Here is an 18,904-nt window from a genome sequence, read left to right on the forward strand (position 1 = left end):
CAAAATAGCCAGCCCGTGTTGAGAAATGGACCGAGATTCCGGCATGACTGACAGCCGCCGATCATCCCCGCCCTGGTGGCGCACGTCCGTGCATACGGACCGGCGGCCCTTCCTGCTCGGGCGCAACCGGATCCAGGCAGCATTCCGCGCCCGTTTCTCCCAGCAGGATTTCATCGAGGTCGATACGGCGACTCTTCAGGTTTCGCCTGGAAACGAAGCGCATCTTCACGCCTTCAGCACCGCTGCCATCGGCCATGACGGCACGGCGGTCCCGCTCTACCTGCACACGTCCCCGGAATTTGCCTGCAAGAAGCTGCTCGCAGCCGGCGAAACCAGGATCGCCTGCTTTGCCCATGTCTATCGCAACCGCGAGCGGGGCCCCCTGCACCACCCGGAATTCACCATGCTGGAATGGTACCGGGTCGGCGAGAATTACGAGCAGCTGATGCGCGACTGCGCGGAACTGATCGCGCTTGCGGCGGAGACGGCCGGCACGAAGCGCTTTGTTTTTGGCGGCAAGACCGTCGATCCCTTTGCCGAGCCCGAACGGATCTCTGTTGCAGATGCCTTTACGCACCATGCCGACATCGACCTTCTGGCGACGATCGAAGCGGACGGCACGACGGACTGCGAAGCATTGGCCAGGCAACTGGCGGCAGCCGGCATGCGTATCGCCGCCGACGACACCTGGGCGGATCTCTTCAGCCGGGTCATCGTCGAGAAGGTCGAACCCAATCTCGGCAACGGCCGGGTGACCATCCTTGACCGCTATCCGGTCGCAGAAGCGGCCCTTGCCCGCCCCTGTGCCGATGATCCGAGGGTGGCCGAACGCTTCGAGGTCTACGCCTGCGGTGTCGAACTCGCCAATGCCTTTGGCGAACTGACAGACGCGGCAGAGCAGCGCCGCCGCTTTGTGGCCGAAATGGCCGAGAAGCAGCGGGTCTACGGCGAAACCTATCCGCTCGATGAAGACTTCCTGGAAGCGCTTCAGCACATGCCAGAAGCCTCCGGCATCGCGCTCGGCTTCGACCGACTCGTCATGCTTGCAACGGGAGCGCTGAGGATCGATCAGGTCATCTGGGCACCGGTTGCGGAGACCCATCTTGGCTGAACAGACGCTCAGGACCGTTTCCGACCTCGTGTCCGAGGGGCTCGTCGCCAGCGATCGGGCAACCGGCCTTGGGACGGTTGCCGAGCGCTACGCGATCGCGCTGACGCCCACGGTCCGGGCCCTGATTGATGCTAACGATCCGGCAGATCCGATCGCCGCGCAGTATGTGCCTGACGCCGCCGAATTGATCGAGCATCCCGCGGAACGACCGGATCCGATCGGGGACCATCCCCACTCGCCGGTCGAGGGTATCGTCCACCGCTATCCGGACCGCGTGCTGCTGAAGCTCGTTCATGTCTGCCCGGTCTATTGCCGCTTCTGCTTCCGCCGCGAAATGGTCGGCCCGCAGGGCGACGGCAATCTCGGCGCTGAGGCCCTGCAAAAGGCGCTCGACTACATCGCCTCGGACACGCGCATCTGGGAAGTCATCCTGACCGGCGGCGATCCGCTGATCCTGTCTGCTCGACGGCTGCGCGATGTGGCCGAGAAGCTGGCAACCATGGACCACGTCAAGGTCTTGAGGATCCATAGCCGCGTGCCCGTCGTCGATCCAGAGCGGATCACGGGCGAGCTGGTCGAAGCACTGGTATCCAGTGGCAAAAGCGTGATCCTGGCCTTGCATGCCAACCACCCCCGCGAGATGACGCCGGAAGCGCGGGCGGCCTGCCGGCGGCTGATCGCCGGCGGTGTGCAGATGGTCAGCCAGAGCGTGCTCCTGAAAGGAGTGAACGATAACGCAGAGACCCTGACATCGCTGATGCGGGCCTTCGTCGAAACGGGCATCAAGCCCTATTATCTGCACCACCCGGACATGGCGCCCGGCACCGGCCATTTCCGCCTGTCGATCGCCGAGGGTCAGGCCCTGATGCGCGAACTGCGTTCACGGATCTCCGGCGTCTGCATCCCCCACTACATCCTCGACCTGCCAGGCGGCCACGGCAAGGTGGCACTCGGCGAGGACGCGGTCCGTGATCTGGGCGATGGACGCTACGCCGTCCGCGATCGTCTCGGCGTAGAACATCTCTATCCCTGAAACGCCAACTGCCTGCCCCAGTTGAGCAATCCTGCGAGGCGTTTTCCGCCTGTTAAGCTTTCCTGCACACCATGGCGCGAATCGAGGCACGGCATCAGCGGCGGGGTGAAAAATCGTGGCGGTAAACTCGGCTTACGATCTGAATGATCGGGGAATGTTTTCAAGGCTCCTCGCATCTCCGGTGGCATGGCTCTGGATAGCGGTTGCGGGCCTGTCGATTCTTCTCGTCTTGCCCCTGGCAGTGCCGATCGGCCCGATGTACTGGGACACCTACATCTATCTCGATGCCGCCCAGCGGATTCGGATGGGCCAGATCCCCAGCCTTGATTTCTCAACGCCGGTGGGAGCCCTGGGCTACTATCTTTTCGTCTGGGGACTGGAGCTCTTTCCGAAAGCCCAACCTCTGCTGCTGGTGCAATGGTCGCAACTGGCCGTAACGGCGCCCCTGATGACGCTCGTGCTGCTCGACGCGGCGAGGACGAGCCGCGCGACATCCTTTGCACTGCTCATCCCGTTTCTTGTCTTCGCCACCTTCCCAGCCAATGCACAGTTCTTCCATTCCTATCCCGGACTTGATGGATTTGGCATCTACAACCGCCAGACCTCGCTTCTTCTCTATGTGCTGACATCAGGTCTCGTCTTCATGCGCGGCGGCCCGCGCTTCGCGCTCTTTTGCGCAATTGCGATGCTGGCTCTGTTTCTGACCAAGATCACGGGTTTCCTTGTCGGCGGACTGATCGGGCTCGGAGCCTTGCTGGCTGGGCGTATATCGATCGGCAACCTCGCGCTTGCCGCCATCGCCTTCCTGCTTCCATTGGTAGCCATAGAGCTTGGGACGGGGATGATATCCGCCTACATCAAGGACATTCTCGCTCTGATCGCCATGAATCAGGATGCCTTGCTGCCCCGCTTTCTGACGGTTGCATCGGGCAAGCTCGACGTGTTGATGCCGGCCGGCCTTCTTCTCCTGCTCATGGTCTGGGCCGATCTGAATTATGCATCAGAGCCGAGACGGTTCTTCGACCGCTCCTTCTGGTGGTTCGGCATCTCCCTGCTCGGCGGCACCATTCTTGAGACCCAGAACACAGGCAGTCAGGAATTCATTTTCATCTGGCCCGTTCTGCTGATGGCATACCAGAGGCTGCCTGCTGTCATCGACCGCACGAAGATCGCCTTTCTCGTACTCGCGGCCTTCTGCACCATACCGACGATGAGCAAGGTTGCGCACAAGACGCTACGTTCGGTCGCCGTGGCGCCGACCTATGTCGAACCCGACACCCCGCTGCTGCGTAACATGCAACAGGTATCGACCAGACCGGATGTCATGGAGCGCGCCATGATGCTGGAGCAGCATTATGCCACGCAGGGAGCGGCCTATATCGACCTCGCGAACCAGGGACAGTTGCCGAGCTGGCAGCTCTACAGCGAGCTGGATTATCAGGTTTACTGGGTGATTTCCGCAGACATCCTGGCGAAGGCATTGCTGAAATTTGAAGCCGACAATCAGATCCGGCTTGAAACGCTGATGACCCTCGACTTTGTAAACCCCTTCCCCTGGATTCTCGATCGCGACGCCACACGCAAGATCCAGATCGGAGCCGATCCCTTCCGGACAGTCCGGCAAGTCGCCCCCGAGGCGCTTGAAGCCGTTCGCGCCACGGATGGGGTATTGCGTCCGAAATGCCCGATAACAACGGGGCGCCGAGCGCTTGAAGAGCGCTATGGGGATGCGCTGTCAGGCAGGCAGGTGATCGCGATAGACCCTTGCTGGGACCTTTTGCTAAGGCCGGGTCTCATGAAGGCGTCATGAAGAAGGCCGGGTCACAAACCCGGCCTCTAAGTCTTTCAAGCGCTGCAGGTCTCCGTCACTTCACCTGTGCGGTGACGAAATCCTTCACGATCTTGATGATGCCGCGCGACATGACCTCGTCCAGCGCCGCGATGAACTGGTCGACATGCTCGCGTTCGCAGATCAGCGGCGGCTCGAGCCGGATGACGTTGCGGTTATACTCGGTGAAGGCGACGAGAACGCCGTGATCGCGTAGCAGATGGCTGCCGATGAAGCCCGGCAGCGAGCCCTTGAGCTTGTCGTCGAGCATCGCGATCACAGGGCGGAGCACCAGCGGCATCGTCTGCGAGAAGTCGTGGAACTCAAGGCCAACCATCATGCCCTGACCGCGGACTTCCTTGATCAGGCTCGGATAGCGCGCCTGCAGGAGACGGAGCTGGTCGAGCAGGTAGTCGCCGACCTCGGCAGTGCGGTCGATCAGGCCTTCGTCATAGAGCACGTTGAGCGCTTCGATCGAAGTGACGCATGCCTCGCCGATGCCGCCAAAGGTCGCCATGGCATGGATCATCGCCGTCTTCGGCGTACCATAAGCCTTCATATAGACCTCGCGCCGCGCGATCATCGCCGCCATCGCGGTTTTGCCACCGCCGAGTGACTTGGCGAGCGCGGTCACGTCAGGGACGACGCCGTAATGCTCGAACGCATAGAACTTGCCGGTCCGGCCGAGACCGCACTGGACTTCGTCGGCAACCCAGAGCACGCCATACTGGTCGCAGAGTTGGCGCAACTTCTGCCAGAAGGCAGCATCGGCCTGAATGATGCCGCCACCGCCCTGGACGGTTTCAAGCACGATGACACCGATTTCCGGATCGCTGCGGAAGGCGTTCTCGATCGCTTCGATATCGCCGAACGGCACGCGAACCGTGTTGTCGACCAGCTTGAACTGACCGCGATAGAGTGAACCGTCGGTGATCGACAGCACGCCCTTGGTCTTGCCGTGGAAGGAGTTTTCGGCATAGACGACCTTCGGCTTCTGCGGACCGGCCGCCCGCTCGGCGACCTTGATCGCAGCCTCCATGGCTTCCGAACCCGACGAGCCAAGGAAAACCATGTCGAGATCACCGGGCGAGCAGGCTGCCAGATTGTGAGCCAATGCCGTCGCATATTGCGACATGAAGGCGATTGCGATCTCGTGCCGCTTCTCATCCTGGAAGGTCTTGCGCGCCTCGATGATGCGCGGGTGATTGTGCCCGAAGGCCAGCGACCCGAAGCCACCGAAGAAGTCGAGGATCTTCCGGCCGTTCTGGTCGTAGTAATACATGCCCTCGGCACGCTCGACCTTCACCTTGTGGAAGCCGAGCAGCTTCATGAAATGCAGCTGGCCTGGATTGAGGTGCTGCGTGAAGAGATCGGTCATCTGCGGCAGGTCAAGCGCCTTGGCCTGATCGACCGACAGAAGCTTCGGCTTTTCGGTCTTGGCGCGCGGCGCCTTTACCGCATCGAGGGTCGGCTGTTCGTTCAGTCTGACTGCAGTATTCATCACTGTCTCCTCACGCAGCCTTCGATGCTGCGGCATGGGGTTCAAGACGGCCGTCGAGCGACTTCCGGTATTCTGTATAGGCGGCGATCAGCATGTCCTCATCGCGATACTGCGGCACCCAGCCGAGCTCGCGTTCGCCCTTGGACACGTCGAGAATGCACATCTCGTCGGCGATCAGATATTGCTCCGGGTCCATCAGCGGCATGTTGAGAAGGTCGAGGAAATCGAGCGTGCGCTTGACCGCCCAGGCGGGTGTCGGAACCAGGATCGACTTCGAGCCCGCATGCTTGACCAGATCGCCGAGCAACTTCTTCACCGGCGGCGGGTTGAGCGATCCGAGATTATAGACCTCGTTCGGCACGCCGGCCTTGTAGGCCGCATGCGCCGCCGAGGCGCAATCGAACACCGAGATGAACTGGTATGGGTTCTTGCCCGAACCGATCATCGGCACCGGCAGGTTGTTGTCGATCAGCTTGAAGAGCTTGGCGAGAATGCCGAGACGACCCGGACCGATGATCAGGCGTGGACGAAACAGGCTGATATTCATGCCGCGCTGGCGCCAGTCCGCCGCAAGCTCCTCGGTCTTCAGCTTGGAGAGGCCGTATTCCCCGAGTGGCTTGCACGGATGATCCTCAGTCTGGGGCCAGGTGTAGGTGTGGCCATAGACCATGTCGGTGGTGAAATGGACGAGAGACTTCGCGCCGGCTGCATCCATCGCCTTGATGATGTTCTCGGTACCGTAATAGTTCACCGGGAAGAAGAAGTCGTGCCGCTTGGCGCGGACCTGGATCGGCGACAGCATCTTGGCGGACAGGTTATAGACCATGTCATCAGCCTTGATGCCGAGACTGCGGATCGATTCCGGATCGGTGACATCGGTGTTGATGAAACGCGCGTCGCGATAATGCGGCAGGTCACTGCGGACGATATCGGCGACCACGACCTCGTGACCGTCGGCAAGCAGTCTGGGTGCCAGGTAGCGTCCGACGAACCCGTCTCCACCGAAGATGATGTGTCTCATGGTTTAAACCCCTGTTTATTCTTGATCTTTGGTTTGTTGGATGTGAACGTAGCTCAGGTCTCGGCCGACTTGGCGACAGCGCCCTGTTCCGCAGTCCTGCTTTCGGAATGGCCGCCCTGCGCGATCAGGATCGTGCCGACGCAGATGAAGGCGATACCGGCGATCTTCAAAGTGCCGAGTTCCTCCTTAAAGAGGAGCCAGGCACAGAGCGCGACGGCGACATAGGCGAGGCTGAGGAAGGGATAGGCAAAGGAGAGGTCTACCTTCGACAGCACGTAAAGGTGCGAAGCCATCGACACCACGAACATGGCAAGACCGAAAAAGACCCACGGATTGAAGAGGATCTGGAAGATCCGCTGGATCATGGTATCGGCCGAGAAGCTGATCGGCCCCAGCGAGATCATGCCGTACTTCAGCATCAGCTGTGCGGCGGCATTGGTCATCACCGTGAACAGGATGAAGGGTAGATATTTCATGATGTCCTCTCGTCGGATGGCATGTCCGGTCTCGTCATGAGTGCGGTGGAGTGAGTGCTGCACGGCGCCAGAAGTTCGACAGGAACCCGGGATCGCGCCTTGCCTCAAGTTCGGTCCAGCTGGGAAAGCCGGCCTGGAAGATAGCCGCGCTCATCCGCTGATCTTTGTAGGGATTGACGCGACCGCCCGCCTCGATCGTCAGGCGATCGAGCCTCTCAAGGAGCGCAAGCGTCGGCGCTCCGCGATTGGGAAAATCCATGGTCAGCGTATAGCCCGGCTTGGGGAACGACAGGATACCCGGCGACGCGACCTCACCGAAGCGCTTGAGCACGGTCAGGAAGGACGCGTGAGCAGCGTCGCGGCTCGCCTGCAGCAACAGCGGAATGGTCTGACGCGCCGTCTCGAACGGAATGACACTCTGGTGCTGGAAGAGACCGCGTGGACCATAGAGGCGGTTCCAGTGTGCCACCCCGTCAAGCGGATAGAAAAAGCTTCCGTAGCCTGTCTGATGCAGGTCGCGCTTCCGGCTCTTCGCGGCGAAGTAGGCCGCATTGAAAGCCGAAAGGCTAACGCGATTCAGAGCCGAGAACGGCAGATCGAAGGGGACCGACAGACGTGTCGCCTGTTTCTCGGCCCGGCGATTGCCATTGTGGGCATGGTTGCCGGTGATCAGCAGGCCCCGACCAGACGAACGCCCGGTAGCCAGCTGATCGACCCACGCCACGGCATATTCGTTGGCCTGGTCGGCGTCTTCAGCCTGATCGAAGTAGTCCTCCAGATTAGCGAAGGGCACGATCTGTTCGTCGATATCGAGCGAGGGCACGCGCATCAACTGGAGCCTTGCCCGGGTGATGATACCGGTCAGTCCCATGCCGCCGATGGTAGCCGCGAACATTTCGGGATTGCTGGTGAGCGAACAATTCAGGCTCTCGCCATTCGAACGAAGCAGCTCGAAGCTGGTGACGTGGCACCCGAAGGTGCCGCGCAGATGATGGTTCTTGCCATGCACGTCATTGGCGATTGCACCACCCAGCGTGACATACCGGGTACCAGGGGTCACCGGCAGGAAGAAGCCATGCGGTGCAACCAGAGCAATGATATCCTCAAGCGTCACTCCGGCGGCAGCATCAAGAAGACCGCTTTCGGCATCAAGCGACATGTCGGCAGAGGGGGCACGTATAGGCACAAGTGCACCGCAATCATTATGGCAGCTGTCTCCATAGGACCGGCCATTGCCAAACGGCAGGACAGTCACGCCACTGGCATCGGTCGTGCCTCGCAGTCTTGCGACGGCATCGCTCATCGGCAGCGCCGTGCGCTGTCGTCGGTCGATCCGTCCGAAGCTGTCATAAGCGCCGAGCATCAGACCATCCCGGCAACGATGAGGAGTGCAGCGCCAAGCGCGATAAAGATCTGGCTGCGCCAATCCGAAGCGATGAATACGACAGGGTCGTCATTCATTTCACGGCGATGGGCAAGCACCCAGACGCGCATGTTGATGTAGAGCACGATTGGCACCAGCGGCCAGATCAACCAGGGTTCCGAGTAGAGCGTGCCCACGGCATCGCTGTTGATGTAAAGCGCCAGAACCAGCACCGCCGTGAAGCCGGAAGATACCCCGCTCTGACCGACGATCCCGATATCCTCGGGCCGATATCCGCGGCCGGCGATCCGTGCCTGCTCCGGGGCTCCGGAACTCTGCAGTTCGACATAGCGCTTCAGGAACGCGAGCGAGAGGAAGAAGAACAAGGCAAAGGCCATCAGCCAGAAGGACATCGGGATGTCAGCCGCCAGCTTGCCGCCAAGCAGGCGCAGTGTGTAGAGCCCCGCGAGGCAGATGACGTCGAGCAGCAGCATCCGCTTGATCGCCAGCGAATAAGCCGTGGTGGTGACGATATAAACTGCGATAATCGCGGCAAACATCGGCGGCAGGAAGAAGCAGATCGCAGCAGCAATCGCCAGAAGAGCCGCAGAACACAGGAGGCCAAAGGGGATGGACAGCGCACCACTGGCAAAGGGCCGATGCTTTTTGCGTGGGTGGACACGGTCCAGTGGCAGGTCGATGATGTCGTTTATGATGTAAATGGCCGAGGCTGACGCCGAAAAGGCGATGAAGGCCAACGTCGCGGAGAACATCGTTTCTGCGATCAGAAAATCATGGGCGAGCACCACAGGCGCGAAGACCAGCAAGTTCTTGAGCCACTGATGGACCCGCAACATCTTCACATAGGTCTTGAAGTTCTGACGGGGCGCGTCGAAACGCATCGTGTCATGCGCCTGCTGATAGCGGGACGTCGCCCTGTCAGGCGCCACGACGATTGCATTGCGGGCCTGATCGAAGATCGCAAGGTCAGCGCGATCATTGCCGGCGTAGTCGAAGCCATATTCACCATAGGCCTCCACGAGCGCGGCAGCCTTCGCTTTGCTGGCGAGATTGGTCCCTTCGCTGGTGGCGAACACCCTCGAGAATATACCGAGATGCGCGGCAACGGCATGCGCCAGGGGCTCAGCAGCAGCTGTCGCCAGGACAAGGGTTCGACCCGAAGCATGCTCCGCCTGCAGATAACCAAGAAAATCCTGACGATAGGGCAGACGGGAGGCATCGAACGCAACACGTCTGGCAAGCTCGAGCTTCAGTCTCGCTTTGCCTCCCAGCGCCCAGAACGGTAGGAGGAACACGATCAGCGGATTTGACTTCAATGCGAGGAAGATCGTCTCCCACAACAGGTCTGTCGCAATCAGCGTTCCGTCGAGATCGACCGCAAGTGGTAGATCCAGGCTCTTTTGTAATCTGGCGTCCATTCCCGCTGCACTCCCAGAACGCTATACCAATCGAAGGCGCATGACTGCGGGACAAGCCCGGCATGCAGACAACTGAAAGGGAAGCGATACAGACCGCTGCCGATTGCCTTGGAACCCCACCGTCGTCCGGCGAGATCCACTGAGAAGCTCTCGGAACATCCCATCCGATCAAGAGGGACGCTCGCTGCCAAACGGACGAATACCCCTCAAAAACCTGCAAAACGTTAGGTATCGAGGCATGAATTCGGAGTTAATGGCCTTCTGAATTAGGCGCGTTTAAAGGAATGTTCACGCGGCTAACTGAGAATAAGGTTTAAAATTTGCCTCTCAAAAAAGTATCGTGTCTCGCATAGGTGGCGATTTGTCCTTGCATCTGCTCTTCGTCACATCGCTCGTTGCACAAGCCAATCCTTCGACTGGGTATGAACTCGCCAACGGGGCCTTGCTTGAAGGTCTTGAACGGGCGGGCGTGCGCACGACGGTCGTCGGTTGCGCCTGGCCTGGACAGGCCGTTGCGCCCGGTGCTCATGCCTCGCTCGGCGAGGTGGAGGTGCGGACCGAAAAAGCCGGCTCCGGTCTGAAACTGAAGTGGTTGCTGATGTCGCTCGCAAGCCGGCTGCCGATGTCGAGCGCCAAGCTTCGGGTAATCCCTGAAGAGGCGGTGCGAAAGGCGATTGCCTCAGCTGGCGATTTCGACGGCTACATCTTGAACGGCGTGGCATTGGCCGGAGCGTTTCCACATGTCTTCACCGGAAAGCCTTCGATTTTTGTGGCGCATAATGTCGAGCACCGCTCGTCGGCCGAGAACGCGAGAAACGCCGGTTCTCTGATCAAGCGAATTCTGTTTGCCCGGGACGCGCGATTGCTGAAGTCACTGGAAGACCGGTTGCGGGAACAGTCGGCCGGTGTCGTTGCCTTTGCTGCCGAGGACTTGGCAGAGCTAGGAGGGCGGCCGGAAGCTTCCGTATTTCTCCCCTTGAGCATTGCCAGATCGACCCATCTGCCGGTGACCACTAAGCTCACCCACGATCTTGCCCTGCTCGGGACATGGACATGGCATCCCAACCGAATTGGCTTGGAGTGGTTTCTCAAAGAGGTGAAGCCCATGCTGCTCGACGATGTCCGTATCAGTGTCGCCGGCAGCACGCCCGACGATCTTGCGGTTGCCTGGCCCGACGTCAAGTTTGTGGGACGGATCGATCGGGCCGCAGATTTCGTTGCAGCAAGCGCCGTCATCCCTCTGATCAGTCGGGCCGGCACCGGAGTCCAACTGAAGACGATCGAAACATTTTCGCTCGGACTTCCAAGCGTAGCGACCACCAGCTCTGTCCGCGGTATCGCAACAATCCCTGCCAACTGCGCGATCGCCGATGACCCGGCAGACTTTGCAGCAGCACTGAACGACAAGATCCGTCGTGCGCGTGGAGGAGACCTGCAGCGGCTCGACGGCACGATGTTTGCCGATCAGCAACGCATCCGCATGGATGCCGGTATCGGGGCCATGCTGAGCCTCCTGACAGGCAAGAAATCGGCTCAAAAGGAAACACTGTCATGAAGACAGCCGTTGTCACCGCAAGTTATCACGCCGATTTCGAACGTTTTCGGCTGCTCTGCGAAACGCTGGACAGGCATCTCTCGGGATACACCAAGCACTACGTTCTCGTCGAAGATCGTGACGTTCCACTCTTTCGGCAATTGCAGTCGCCACGCAGGGTGATCATCGCAGAAAAGGACCTCTTGCCATCCTGGCTCAGGGTCTTCCCTGATCCGCTCACCCTGGGCAGACGCCGTATCTGGCTGTCACTCAGGACCAAACCGCTTCGCGGATGGCATGTCCAGCAGTTCCGTCGGATCGCAATCGCAGATCTGGTCGACGACGATGCGTTTCTCTATCTCGATTCCGATGTCGCCTTGTTGAGACCTTTTGATTGCAGAGAGCTCTGGCGCGATGCTTCATTGCGCCTGCTGGTCAGGCCTGGCGCTCTTGAAGCAGAAGGCATGAGCGAACATCGCCGCTGGTCGGCCAATGCCGGCGAACTGTTCGGGCTTCCCGATACGCAGCGTTCGACGACCGATTATGTCGGGACCATGATCGCCTGGAAACGCAGCAGCATCCAGAAAATGTGTGCGCACATCGAGACTGTCACGGGCGAACACTGGATCGCCGCGATGGGCAAGCAGCGCAACTTTTCGGAATGCATGATGTATGGTCGTTTCGTGGACGACGTCGAAAACGGCGCGGGGCACTTCCACGACCAGACGGAACTCTGCAAGGTCTTCTGGCTTGCTCCGCCGCCCACGGAAGACGAATTCCGCGACTTCGTCCGGAACATGGCACCCGAGCAGGTCGCTCTCGGCATGCAGTCATTCCTGGGCCTTGAACCGGCTGACATTCGACGCATCCTCGGCCTGTAATCGATTTTTCAGACCCGATTTGCCGGCATTCTCAGGCTCGAATAAGTGAACACCGCCGAAATCAGATAGAGGCCGGCGAAGACGCCGTTCAGGGCGACAATCCAGCCTTGGCCATCAAGAGCCAAACTGTGAAGCAAGGCGGCTATCAATCCTGCCTTGCTTAGCGTCACCACGGCCAGACACAGGGTCCGCAGCCAGCTGTGTCCACGGGCATACATCAACTCACTCTGATACTCCGTGAGATTGCGGAAGCCCGGAACGAGAAGAACGAGCGGCAAGAGCTCGGCCACCGGGGCCACGTTCCGACCGAGGGCATTCGGGTAGAGATGCAGGAGAAAGGCGAGCATGCCGAGTCCCGCCACGGAGACAATCAACAGCCCGGCTTCAATGAACACCTTGACCCTGAGCGATTGCAGCAGGTCCGGACTCTGCATCAGCTTCTGAACCAGGATCGTGTTGAAGGAGCGGATCGGCAGCGCGGTCAAATCGACCACACGCATGATGATCGCGTAGATGCCAGCGACGGCGGGGCCGCCGATACTGAGGACCATCATCTTGTCGAGTTCGGACTGCAGATAGAACAGGAGTTCAGCACCCGCAACGGCCAGGGAATCCTGCACGCGCCGAAGATAAAGTCGCAAGTCGAAACGCAATCGCATGCGCGGATAGAAACAGAGCGCGACGACCAGCGACAGAGCATTGGCCCCTAGATACCACCAGACCCATTGATCCAGGTCGTGTGCAGCCGACTGGTTGTAGAACAAGAAGGCAGCGGCTGCGCGTGCCGCCGTACCAAGTATCACCAGAACAGCAGCAATGGCGAATCGCTTCAATCCGTTGTTGACGATGATCACGATTTCGGCCGACCGCCACAGAAGTGTCTCGGTTGCGATCACGATGGAGAAGGTGATGAGGCCGACGTCTTCAGAAAAAAACGTGAAGTAGATTGCCAGCGCTGCGAGCGCGACAAGCGGGAGCGAGACGACAGACGCCAGCAGGTAGCCGACCGTGTATACGCCCAGGAGCTGCGGCTTGACCACCGCGATCCGATACAATGGTGAACTGAACCCGAGCGCCAGAAGGCGTGAGAGGACCAGGCCAGTGCCTGAGGCTGTGGCGAAGACACCATAATCGGCGATCGGCAGGGTATTGGCGAGAATGATGAAGTAGACGAGGGATACGACCAAGCGCCCGGCCGAACCGGAGATCACGGAAAGATACGCGCCCACCAAATGCTGGTTTGCGGCGAAATGTCGGAGGATCGCTTTCACATCGGGTCCAGAGTTGCTCAGGTTGTCAGCCATAAATCGGGCAGTGCTGGGATGCTAGCAGCATAAGTTCGAAAGAGTTAATTTTCCGATTTGTTAACCATTTGTTTTTCTAAAAAAATTAGATTTGCGCCAAGCGAACCATTTGCCGAAGCAAGGGGCGATATGTATCTGCGCGACGAACGCAATAGCCACGGAGACAAGAAGCACGGCCTGGGAGCCACCGGATCTGTCTCCGGCCAGTCTTCTGGTCCTCGCTCCGGCCGCCCCTCGCTCAGGGACATGCTCGAGCGTCATGACGATTATCTCGATTTTCTCCGGGCCCGGGTCTCCATGTTGGAGGGCCAGGTCAACAGCATGGAGTTCGAGGAACCAAAGCCGGAGCCGCAGTCGGCTGCGCCCCAGGAGAAGCCTGCTCCGCAAACGACGGCCCGTCAGGGCCTCGGTTCAAATCCAGACGCCAGGCCCTCGGCAGAGGAAATGGCCGATTGGAAGCCACTGATCGATCCTCTCGTCGTCATCGACATCTTGAAGCGCTCCCATCGCATCCTGATCGCCTCGACGATTGTCGGCGGTGTATTTGCTGGCGCCTACGCCATGACCCTGCCGAAGCTTTGGATTGCCAGCAGTGACATCCTCGTAGACCCGCGTCAGATCCGCGCCGTGGGCGACCAACTGACGACCGACCAGTTGCCGACCGATGCCTCGCTCGCCGTGGTGGAAAGCCAGGCACGAATAGTCAAATCCAACAGTGTCTTGCTGAAGGTGATCGATGCGGCCAATCTGAAGCAGGATCCGGAATTCAACGGAAGCCTGACGCCGTCGGGCCTGGGCGGACTATGGCAAAGAGCGTCCTCGGCGAATGAGCAGAACATCGAGTCTCGCGTCCTCAACCATCTGCATAGGGTCATCAATGTAAATCGAGACGAAAAGACGTTCATCTTTTCGATATCAGCGGAAACCCGGGACCCTGAAAAGTCGGCTCGTCTGGCGAACATCGTCAGCAGCGTTTTCCAGCGGGAACTCGCCTCCATGCAATCCGACGCCGTACGCCGGACATCGGATGAGCTGGCAGGCCGACTGGCCGATCTTCGTATGAAACTCGAGGAGGCGGAGAAGGCTGCAGAAAGCTTCCGCAATTCGAACGACCTGGTCAACGTGGACGGCAAGCTGATCGTGGACAACGACCTCAAGCTGCTGAACGAGAAGCTGAGCGCGCTGCGGGTGGAGACGGCGGGATTGCGGGCCAAGATCACCAGCATTGCGAAGATGTCGGCCTCGAGCGGCTCGGACCTGGCGCTTCCTGAAGATGTAAGCTCTGATACCATCGCGGTCCTGCGAACGCGCTATGCGGACCTCAGCAAAGAACTCGAAGCGATCGCCGCCCGCTATGGACCGCAGCACCCGAAATACATCGAGGCGAGCTCTCAAGCAGGCGGGATGCGCAACCAGATCCGCGAGGAACTGGGCCGTATCCGAAGTGCGCTCCAGGTGGAATTGGATCGCTCCCTTCAGCAGGAAGTGGCGCTCACGAGCCGCCTGCGGGAGCTGAAGGACACCCAGGCATCCAACAATGACCGCTTGGTCACCCTACGCGAGCTTGAGCGGGAGGCAGCAGCGCGTCGCTCCGTATACGAATCCTTCCTGCTGAGAACACGGGAAACCGGAGAACAGGAAGCGATAACGCTCGCAAATGTGCAGGTGCTCTCCGAGGCGAGACCGCCGCTCGAACCGATCGGACCTTCCAGAAAGATCATCGCCCTTGGCGGCCTGATCGCCGGCTTTGGTGTCGGAGTGCTGATTGCTCTCGGACTGAACTTCGCACGCCTGCGAAAAAATCGAGACGAGGCAACGGTCTGACGGACGGCCGTTTCAGCTGCATTTGCGGGGAATGGCCACCCGGGCTACGAGCCTTAACCCGATCACGCCGAAGAAGCAGAACATCCAGACCGGATCCATGCGCCGGAAGAAGAAACTCTCCATCATCGCATTCAGCGTCGTGAAAAAGACGATCATCATGAAGAAGTCGGCAAGCAGCCTGTTTTCCCGAACCGGCCTGCAGCGCATGTAATCCACAAGAGGAAACAGGATCAGAACTGCAATCGCCACCACCAGCGCCGGGACGCCCATCGAAAGCGCAATATCCAGATAGCCGTTATGCGCATGGACGATCCCGCGCACGTCCCAGTCGAGATAATACGGGTTGGCTGCATAGCGAACCAGGTCGGTGCTCCAGAAGCTCTCATAACCGAAGCCCGTGAGCGGACGATCGGCCAATGCATCGAGCCCGAACTTCCAGATGGACACACGCCCGGTAAATGTCGGGTCGATACCCAATGACAAAACGAACTGGTGGATCGGTTCGATCAGAACGGAACCAAAGGTCAGGAGGGCAAAGGCGAGCTGGCAGCAGAACACCGCGAGTGGCGTCAGGATGCGCAGACCGAGTGCACTCGGCAGCAAAACCAAGAAAGCCGCGACCGGGACCAGTCCTAGCGTGGTCTTGGACCCGGTCTGGCCGATGAAGACCAGTGCCGAAAGACCGATCAGGAAGCCGGCCCAGCGGTCACCACGTCTCCAAAGGTAGATGGCAGCAAAGGCGAAGGCCGCCATGACTGGACCGGCGATGTTCTTGTGCGTGAAGACGCCACGCCACAAATAGGAATTCTGTGGCTCCAGCGCGTCGGAGCCATGGGTTGCAAGCGACGGGAACAAGGGGATTCCGGCATAACACACGGCGATGACGGTTCCGGCCACCACCCTCAGCATCCGCGCGTAACCGTCGCCATCCTGGGGCAGGACCAGGACGGTCACGATCGTCATCATGACGATCAGGGTAAGAATGATGCCGCGAAACGTGGCGTTCGGATCCGGACTTGAGAAACCGGAAAGCAGAAGGAACCCCACCATCAGGATCCAGGTCGGCCCGACCAGCGACGGGAGTTTGCGCAGATCGGCCAGCATCAGCAGGGAGCACAACGCGATGAGGCCCAGCAGGCCGAAACCCAGCTGATTGACCAGATTGCCGCCTTCCTCCACCCCCTCGTGAACCGGCGAGAACGGCTGGAAAGAGATGAGCATGATGGTGAACAGCAGGATGCTCACGACAACAGCAGCCCGCCGCAACACATGGGCAGGATTGACAGGTCCTGCGATCGCGACACTTCGGTCAGCGACCGTCCGTATGTCGGTACTGTTCATCGGCATATCCGAAATGAGCAAGCGTCCGGCCGAGACCGACATGAACATAATAGAGGCTGTTCCGAAGCGATCCCAGGCGCCGGGCGGCCAAAAGCGCCTTCAACGGCGACAGGCCAAGCAAGGCCAGGCTTTTGAGGAACACCCGCGCTGCGCCCAGAGGCTGTTGAGAACGACGCCCCTTTTCCACAAGGGTCGAGATCACACCGTCACGGATTCCACGGGCACGCAACCAGGACGGTTCCAGACGATTTGCCGGCACCGTCTCATAAACAGGCGCATCGGCGCACCAGGCAGTTCTGAAGCCTCTTCGTACCGATCGATCGATGAAATTGGCGTCACCTCCGCCAATGAAGTTGAACCTGGGATCAAGGAACGGATAGTCATTGGCTTCGAGCACCTTGCGCGAGACCAGCAGATTGCCTGAGGAATAGAGAAGCGGGACGGGTCCTGTCGCGCGATACGGCGGCGTGAACACGGGATGCTGCGGCACGTCACCCGTCTCTGTCGTCGGGAAGACCGGCACCTGAGGACCACCGACCAGATCGGCGAGGAAGCTTTCCTTGGTGCGGCTCATGGTCTCGATCCAGTCGGGACCAGCGATCTCGTCATCATCGATGACGAGCACATGGCTCATGTTGGGGAAAAACCGAAGCGCCGTCACCCAGGCCGCATTATAGGCATTGCAGTTGCCGCGCAGGCTTTCGACGATGAGGATACCATTGAGCTCCCCGGCATCGAACAACGGCTTTGCCGCGATGACGCCTTCACGGCCGTCACTGTCGTTATCGACCAGCACGACGGCGAACCGACGGGCAGTCCTTTGTGAGGCGAGACTGGCGAGCGTCTTGAGAAGATGCACCGGGCGGCGAAAGGTCGGCACTGTCACAACGACAGTGATATCTTCATGCGCCAGATCCGGCGTTTGCGTGACCAGCTCGATGTGATCCGGTAAGGCCAATCTGGAACTCTTTCGAATGTGCGGAACTGTGCCGAGCAAATACGAAAACTGTTGATACCAGCTTAACCTCGAGCCCTTTCGGTCAAGACACAGGATTTAGCGGCGCTCAAGGGCCGGACAGCCTTCAGTGGCTCCGACAAAATCGTTGAGCACCGGCGCCAACCCCTTCAATTGCGGTCGGTCTCCATTCTTGGTCGGCTGGATGTTCAGCTCTTCGGTCTCAGGCCACCAGTCACCGGCAGCCCAATACGTCCAGCCGATCCAGGACGATTTGTCTTGATCGAGCAGCTTGACCACATCGGTCAGTACCGCCGTGCATTCTGGCGTGCCCGGCACACCGAATTCTCCAAGGAAGCCTCGCTGCCCCGTCTTCCTGAGCCATTCGCCGACCCGGCGTATGGAGTCGACAGCATCCGAGGCTCGGCTGCAGTTGTTCAAGGTACCCGAAAAGTCATCGTCGAAATACTGGTGGATCTCGAAGGCGTAGTTGTTGGCAGGGTCCTTGATATCCAGGAGCACCTCGGCATTCGCTCCACCATACCAGTCACCGAACCAGCTATGCGCGCCCGACCACGATGTGCCCGGGACCAGAATGAGATTGTCTGCTCCCGACTTGCGGATTTGTGCGATGGCCGCGTTGGACGCATCACGCCAATCCGTCGACGAGATGTCGAACGGCTCATTCATCAGGCCGAAGACGACATGTTTGTCTCCGGCGAACTCCTCGGCCAGCCGCCGCCAGAAGTCGACGAAGGCTGAGACGGGCACCTCTTCCGTTCCGATCAGTTTGCCGAAATACCGGGCGTAATTATGCGGATCCAGAATGACGGTCTGATTGAAGGACCCGATCGTCGCGACAGTTTCACGGAGTCGGTCAAGTTCAGCCGGATCGAACTCGCTGTTGAGCTTCGGCTGCAGACGCTCCCAGAGGAACGGCAGCCGCACGGTGTTGAAGCCCTTGCCCGCGAAATAGGTGATCGTTTCAAGGGAGGGGTAGATGTATCCCTCGCCATACACACCCTCCAGATTGCCGAACTCGGCCCCTGCCAGGTTGATCCCGCGATAGCATGCGCTATCCGAAGCTGCCGTTGAGCCCAGCGGAGTTGCCAAGGCGACAACGCCGGAAATCAGGCAAAACAAAAAATTCCGCTTCATAGTTCTCGAACCTGCCCATGACCTTCCCTGGCAGAAGTCTTAGAGGGCGTCTCGCGCGCTGTCATTCTGGTTCTGCAAAAACATTGATGCGAATAACTGCCACACCCACCGGATGACACCTTGCGGAACGGATGC

The 18,904-nt window shown here is 59.6% G+C and carries 15 protein-coding genes; 6 read left to right on the forward strand and 9 right to left on the reverse strand.

Annotated elements, in window-relative coordinates; translation table 11 throughout:
• The first annotated feature begins 43 nt into the window (after positions 1 to 43).
• From epmA to H6M51_RS21715, 3 genes are all read left to right on the forward strand, one after another.
• Positions 44 to 1,111 (forward strand): EF-P lysine aminoacylase EpmA, encoded by a 1,068-nt coding sequence (epmA, locus tag H6M51_RS21705; protein ID WP_185811895.1) that lies wholly within the window; start codon positions 44 to 46, stop codon positions 1,109 to 1,111.
• Positions 1,101 to 2,144 carry a lysine-2,3-aminomutase-like protein gene (locus H6M51_RS21710; protein ID WP_185811935.1) on the forward strand — a complete coding sequence of 348 codons (1,044 nt, stop codon included), beginning with the start codon at positions 1,101 to 1,103 and terminating at the stop codon, positions 2,142 to 2,144. The genes epmA and H6M51_RS21710 overlap by 11 nt, the downstream gene beginning before the upstream one ends.
• A gap of 154 nt (positions 2,145 to 2,298) precedes the next feature.
• Positions 2,299 to 3,954 carry a hypothetical protein gene (locus H6M51_RS21715; protein WP_348644561.1) on the forward strand — a complete coding sequence of 552 codons (1,656 nt, stop codon included), beginning with the start codon at positions 2,299 to 2,301 and terminating at the stop codon, positions 3,952 to 3,954.
• A gap of 55 nt (positions 3,955 to 4,009) precedes the next feature.
• On the opposite strand, the gene H6M51_RS21720 is transcribed toward H6M51_RS21715, so the two are convergent.
• From H6M51_RS21720 to H6M51_RS21740, 5 genes are read right to left on the reverse strand one after another with little or no spacing between them, the layout of a single operon-like run.
• Complete coding sequence (locus tag H6M51_RS21720) at positions 4,010 to 5,473, reverse strand: aspartate aminotransferase family protein (protein ID WP_246780635.1); 1,464 nt, start codon at positions 5,471 to 5,473, stop codon at positions 4,010 to 4,012.
• A 10-nt stretch (positions 5,474 to 5,483) separates the two neighbouring features.
• Positions 5,484 to 6,494, reverse strand: coding sequence for an NAD(P)-dependent oxidoreductase (locus H6M51_RS21725; protein WP_185811896.1), 1,011 nt, complete (start codon positions 6,492 to 6,494; stop codon positions 5,484 to 5,486).
• Positions 6,495 to 6,547: 53 nt separating this feature from the next.
• The gene (locus H6M51_RS21730) at positions 6,548 to 6,970 is read right to left on the reverse strand and encodes a transporter (protein ID WP_185811897.1); all 423 of its coding nucleotides are present in this window, start codon (positions 6,968 to 6,970) and stop codon (positions 6,548 to 6,550) included.
• 34 nt (positions 6,971 to 7,004) lie between these two features.
• Positions 7,005 to 8,333 (reverse strand): FAD-binding oxidoreductase, encoded by a 1,329-nt coding sequence (locus H6M51_RS21735; RefSeq protein ID WP_185811898.1) that lies wholly within the window; start codon positions 8,331 to 8,333, stop codon positions 7,005 to 7,007.
• Positions 8,333 to 9,772 carry a UbiA family prenyltransferase gene (locus tag H6M51_RS21740; protein WP_185811899.1) on the reverse strand — a complete coding sequence of 480 codons (1,440 nt, stop codon included), beginning with the start codon at positions 9,770 to 9,772 and terminating at the stop codon, positions 8,333 to 8,335. The genes H6M51_RS21735 and H6M51_RS21740 overlap by 1 nt, the downstream gene beginning before the upstream one ends.
• A 361-nt stretch (positions 9,773 to 10,133) precedes the next feature.
• Here H6M51_RS21740 and H6M51_RS21745 point away from each other — a divergent pair, with 361 nt between their 5' ends.
• Both H6M51_RS21745 and H6M51_RS21750 read left to right on the forward strand, forming a co-directional pair.
• Positions 10,134 to 11,327 (forward strand): glycosyltransferase family 4 protein, encoded by a 1,194-nt coding sequence (locus H6M51_RS21745; RefSeq protein ID WP_185811900.1) that lies wholly within the window; start codon positions 10,134 to 10,136, stop codon positions 11,325 to 11,327.
• Positions 11,324 to 12,187 carry a DUF6492 family protein gene (locus tag H6M51_RS21750; RefSeq protein WP_185811901.1) on the forward strand — a complete coding sequence of 288 codons (864 nt, stop codon included), beginning with the start codon at positions 11,324 to 11,326 and terminating at the stop codon, positions 12,185 to 12,187. The genes H6M51_RS21745 and H6M51_RS21750 overlap by 4 nt, the downstream gene beginning before the upstream one ends.
• A gap of 8 nt (positions 12,188 to 12,195) precedes the next feature.
• Here H6M51_RS21750 and H6M51_RS21755 read toward each other — a convergent pair whose 3' ends face one another.
• The gene (locus H6M51_RS21755; protein WP_185811902.1) at positions 12,196 to 13,491 is read right to left on the reverse strand and encodes a lipopolysaccharide biosynthesis protein; all 1,296 of its coding nucleotides are present in this window, start codon (positions 13,489 to 13,491) and stop codon (positions 12,196 to 12,198) included.
• Positions 13,492 to 13,620: 129 nt separating this feature from the next.
• On the opposite strand from H6M51_RS21755, the gene H6M51_RS21760 reads away from it, so the two are divergent.
• Entirely contained in the window at positions 13,621 to 15,315 is a 1,695-nt protein-coding gene (locus tag H6M51_RS21760) for a GumC family protein (protein WP_185811903.1), read from the forward strand.
• A gap of 12 nt (positions 15,316 to 15,327) precedes the next feature.
• Here the strand turns inward: H6M51_RS21760 and H6M51_RS21765 are convergent, their stop codons facing one another.
• The 3 genes from H6M51_RS21765 to H6M51_RS21775 form a co-directional block, all read right to left on the reverse strand.
• Positions 15,328 to 16,536 carry an O-antigen ligase gene (locus tag H6M51_RS21765; protein ID WP_246780637.1) on the reverse strand — a complete coding sequence of 403 codons (1,209 nt, stop codon included), beginning with the start codon at positions 16,534 to 16,536 and terminating at the stop codon, positions 15,328 to 15,330.
• A gap of 88 nt (positions 16,537 to 16,624) precedes the next feature.
• Positions 16,625 to 17,614 (reverse strand): glycosyltransferase family 2 protein, encoded by a 990-nt coding sequence (locus tag H6M51_RS21770; RefSeq protein ID WP_185811905.1) that lies wholly within the window; start codon positions 17,612 to 17,614, stop codon positions 16,625 to 16,627.
• 96 nt (positions 17,615 to 17,710) lie between these two features.
• Positions 17,711 to 18,769 (reverse strand): glycoside hydrolase family 5 protein, encoded by a 1,059-nt coding sequence (locus tag H6M51_RS21775; protein ID WP_185811906.1) that lies wholly within the window; start codon positions 18,767 to 18,769, stop codon positions 17,711 to 17,713.
• Positions 18,770 to 18,904 lie beyond the last annotated feature (135 nt).

Source organism: Rhizobium sp. AQ_MP (assembly GCF_014237835.1).
In the GTDB taxonomy this organism is placed as follows: Bacteria; Pseudomonadota; Alphaproteobacteria; order Rhizobiales; family Rhizobiaceae; genus Allorhizobium.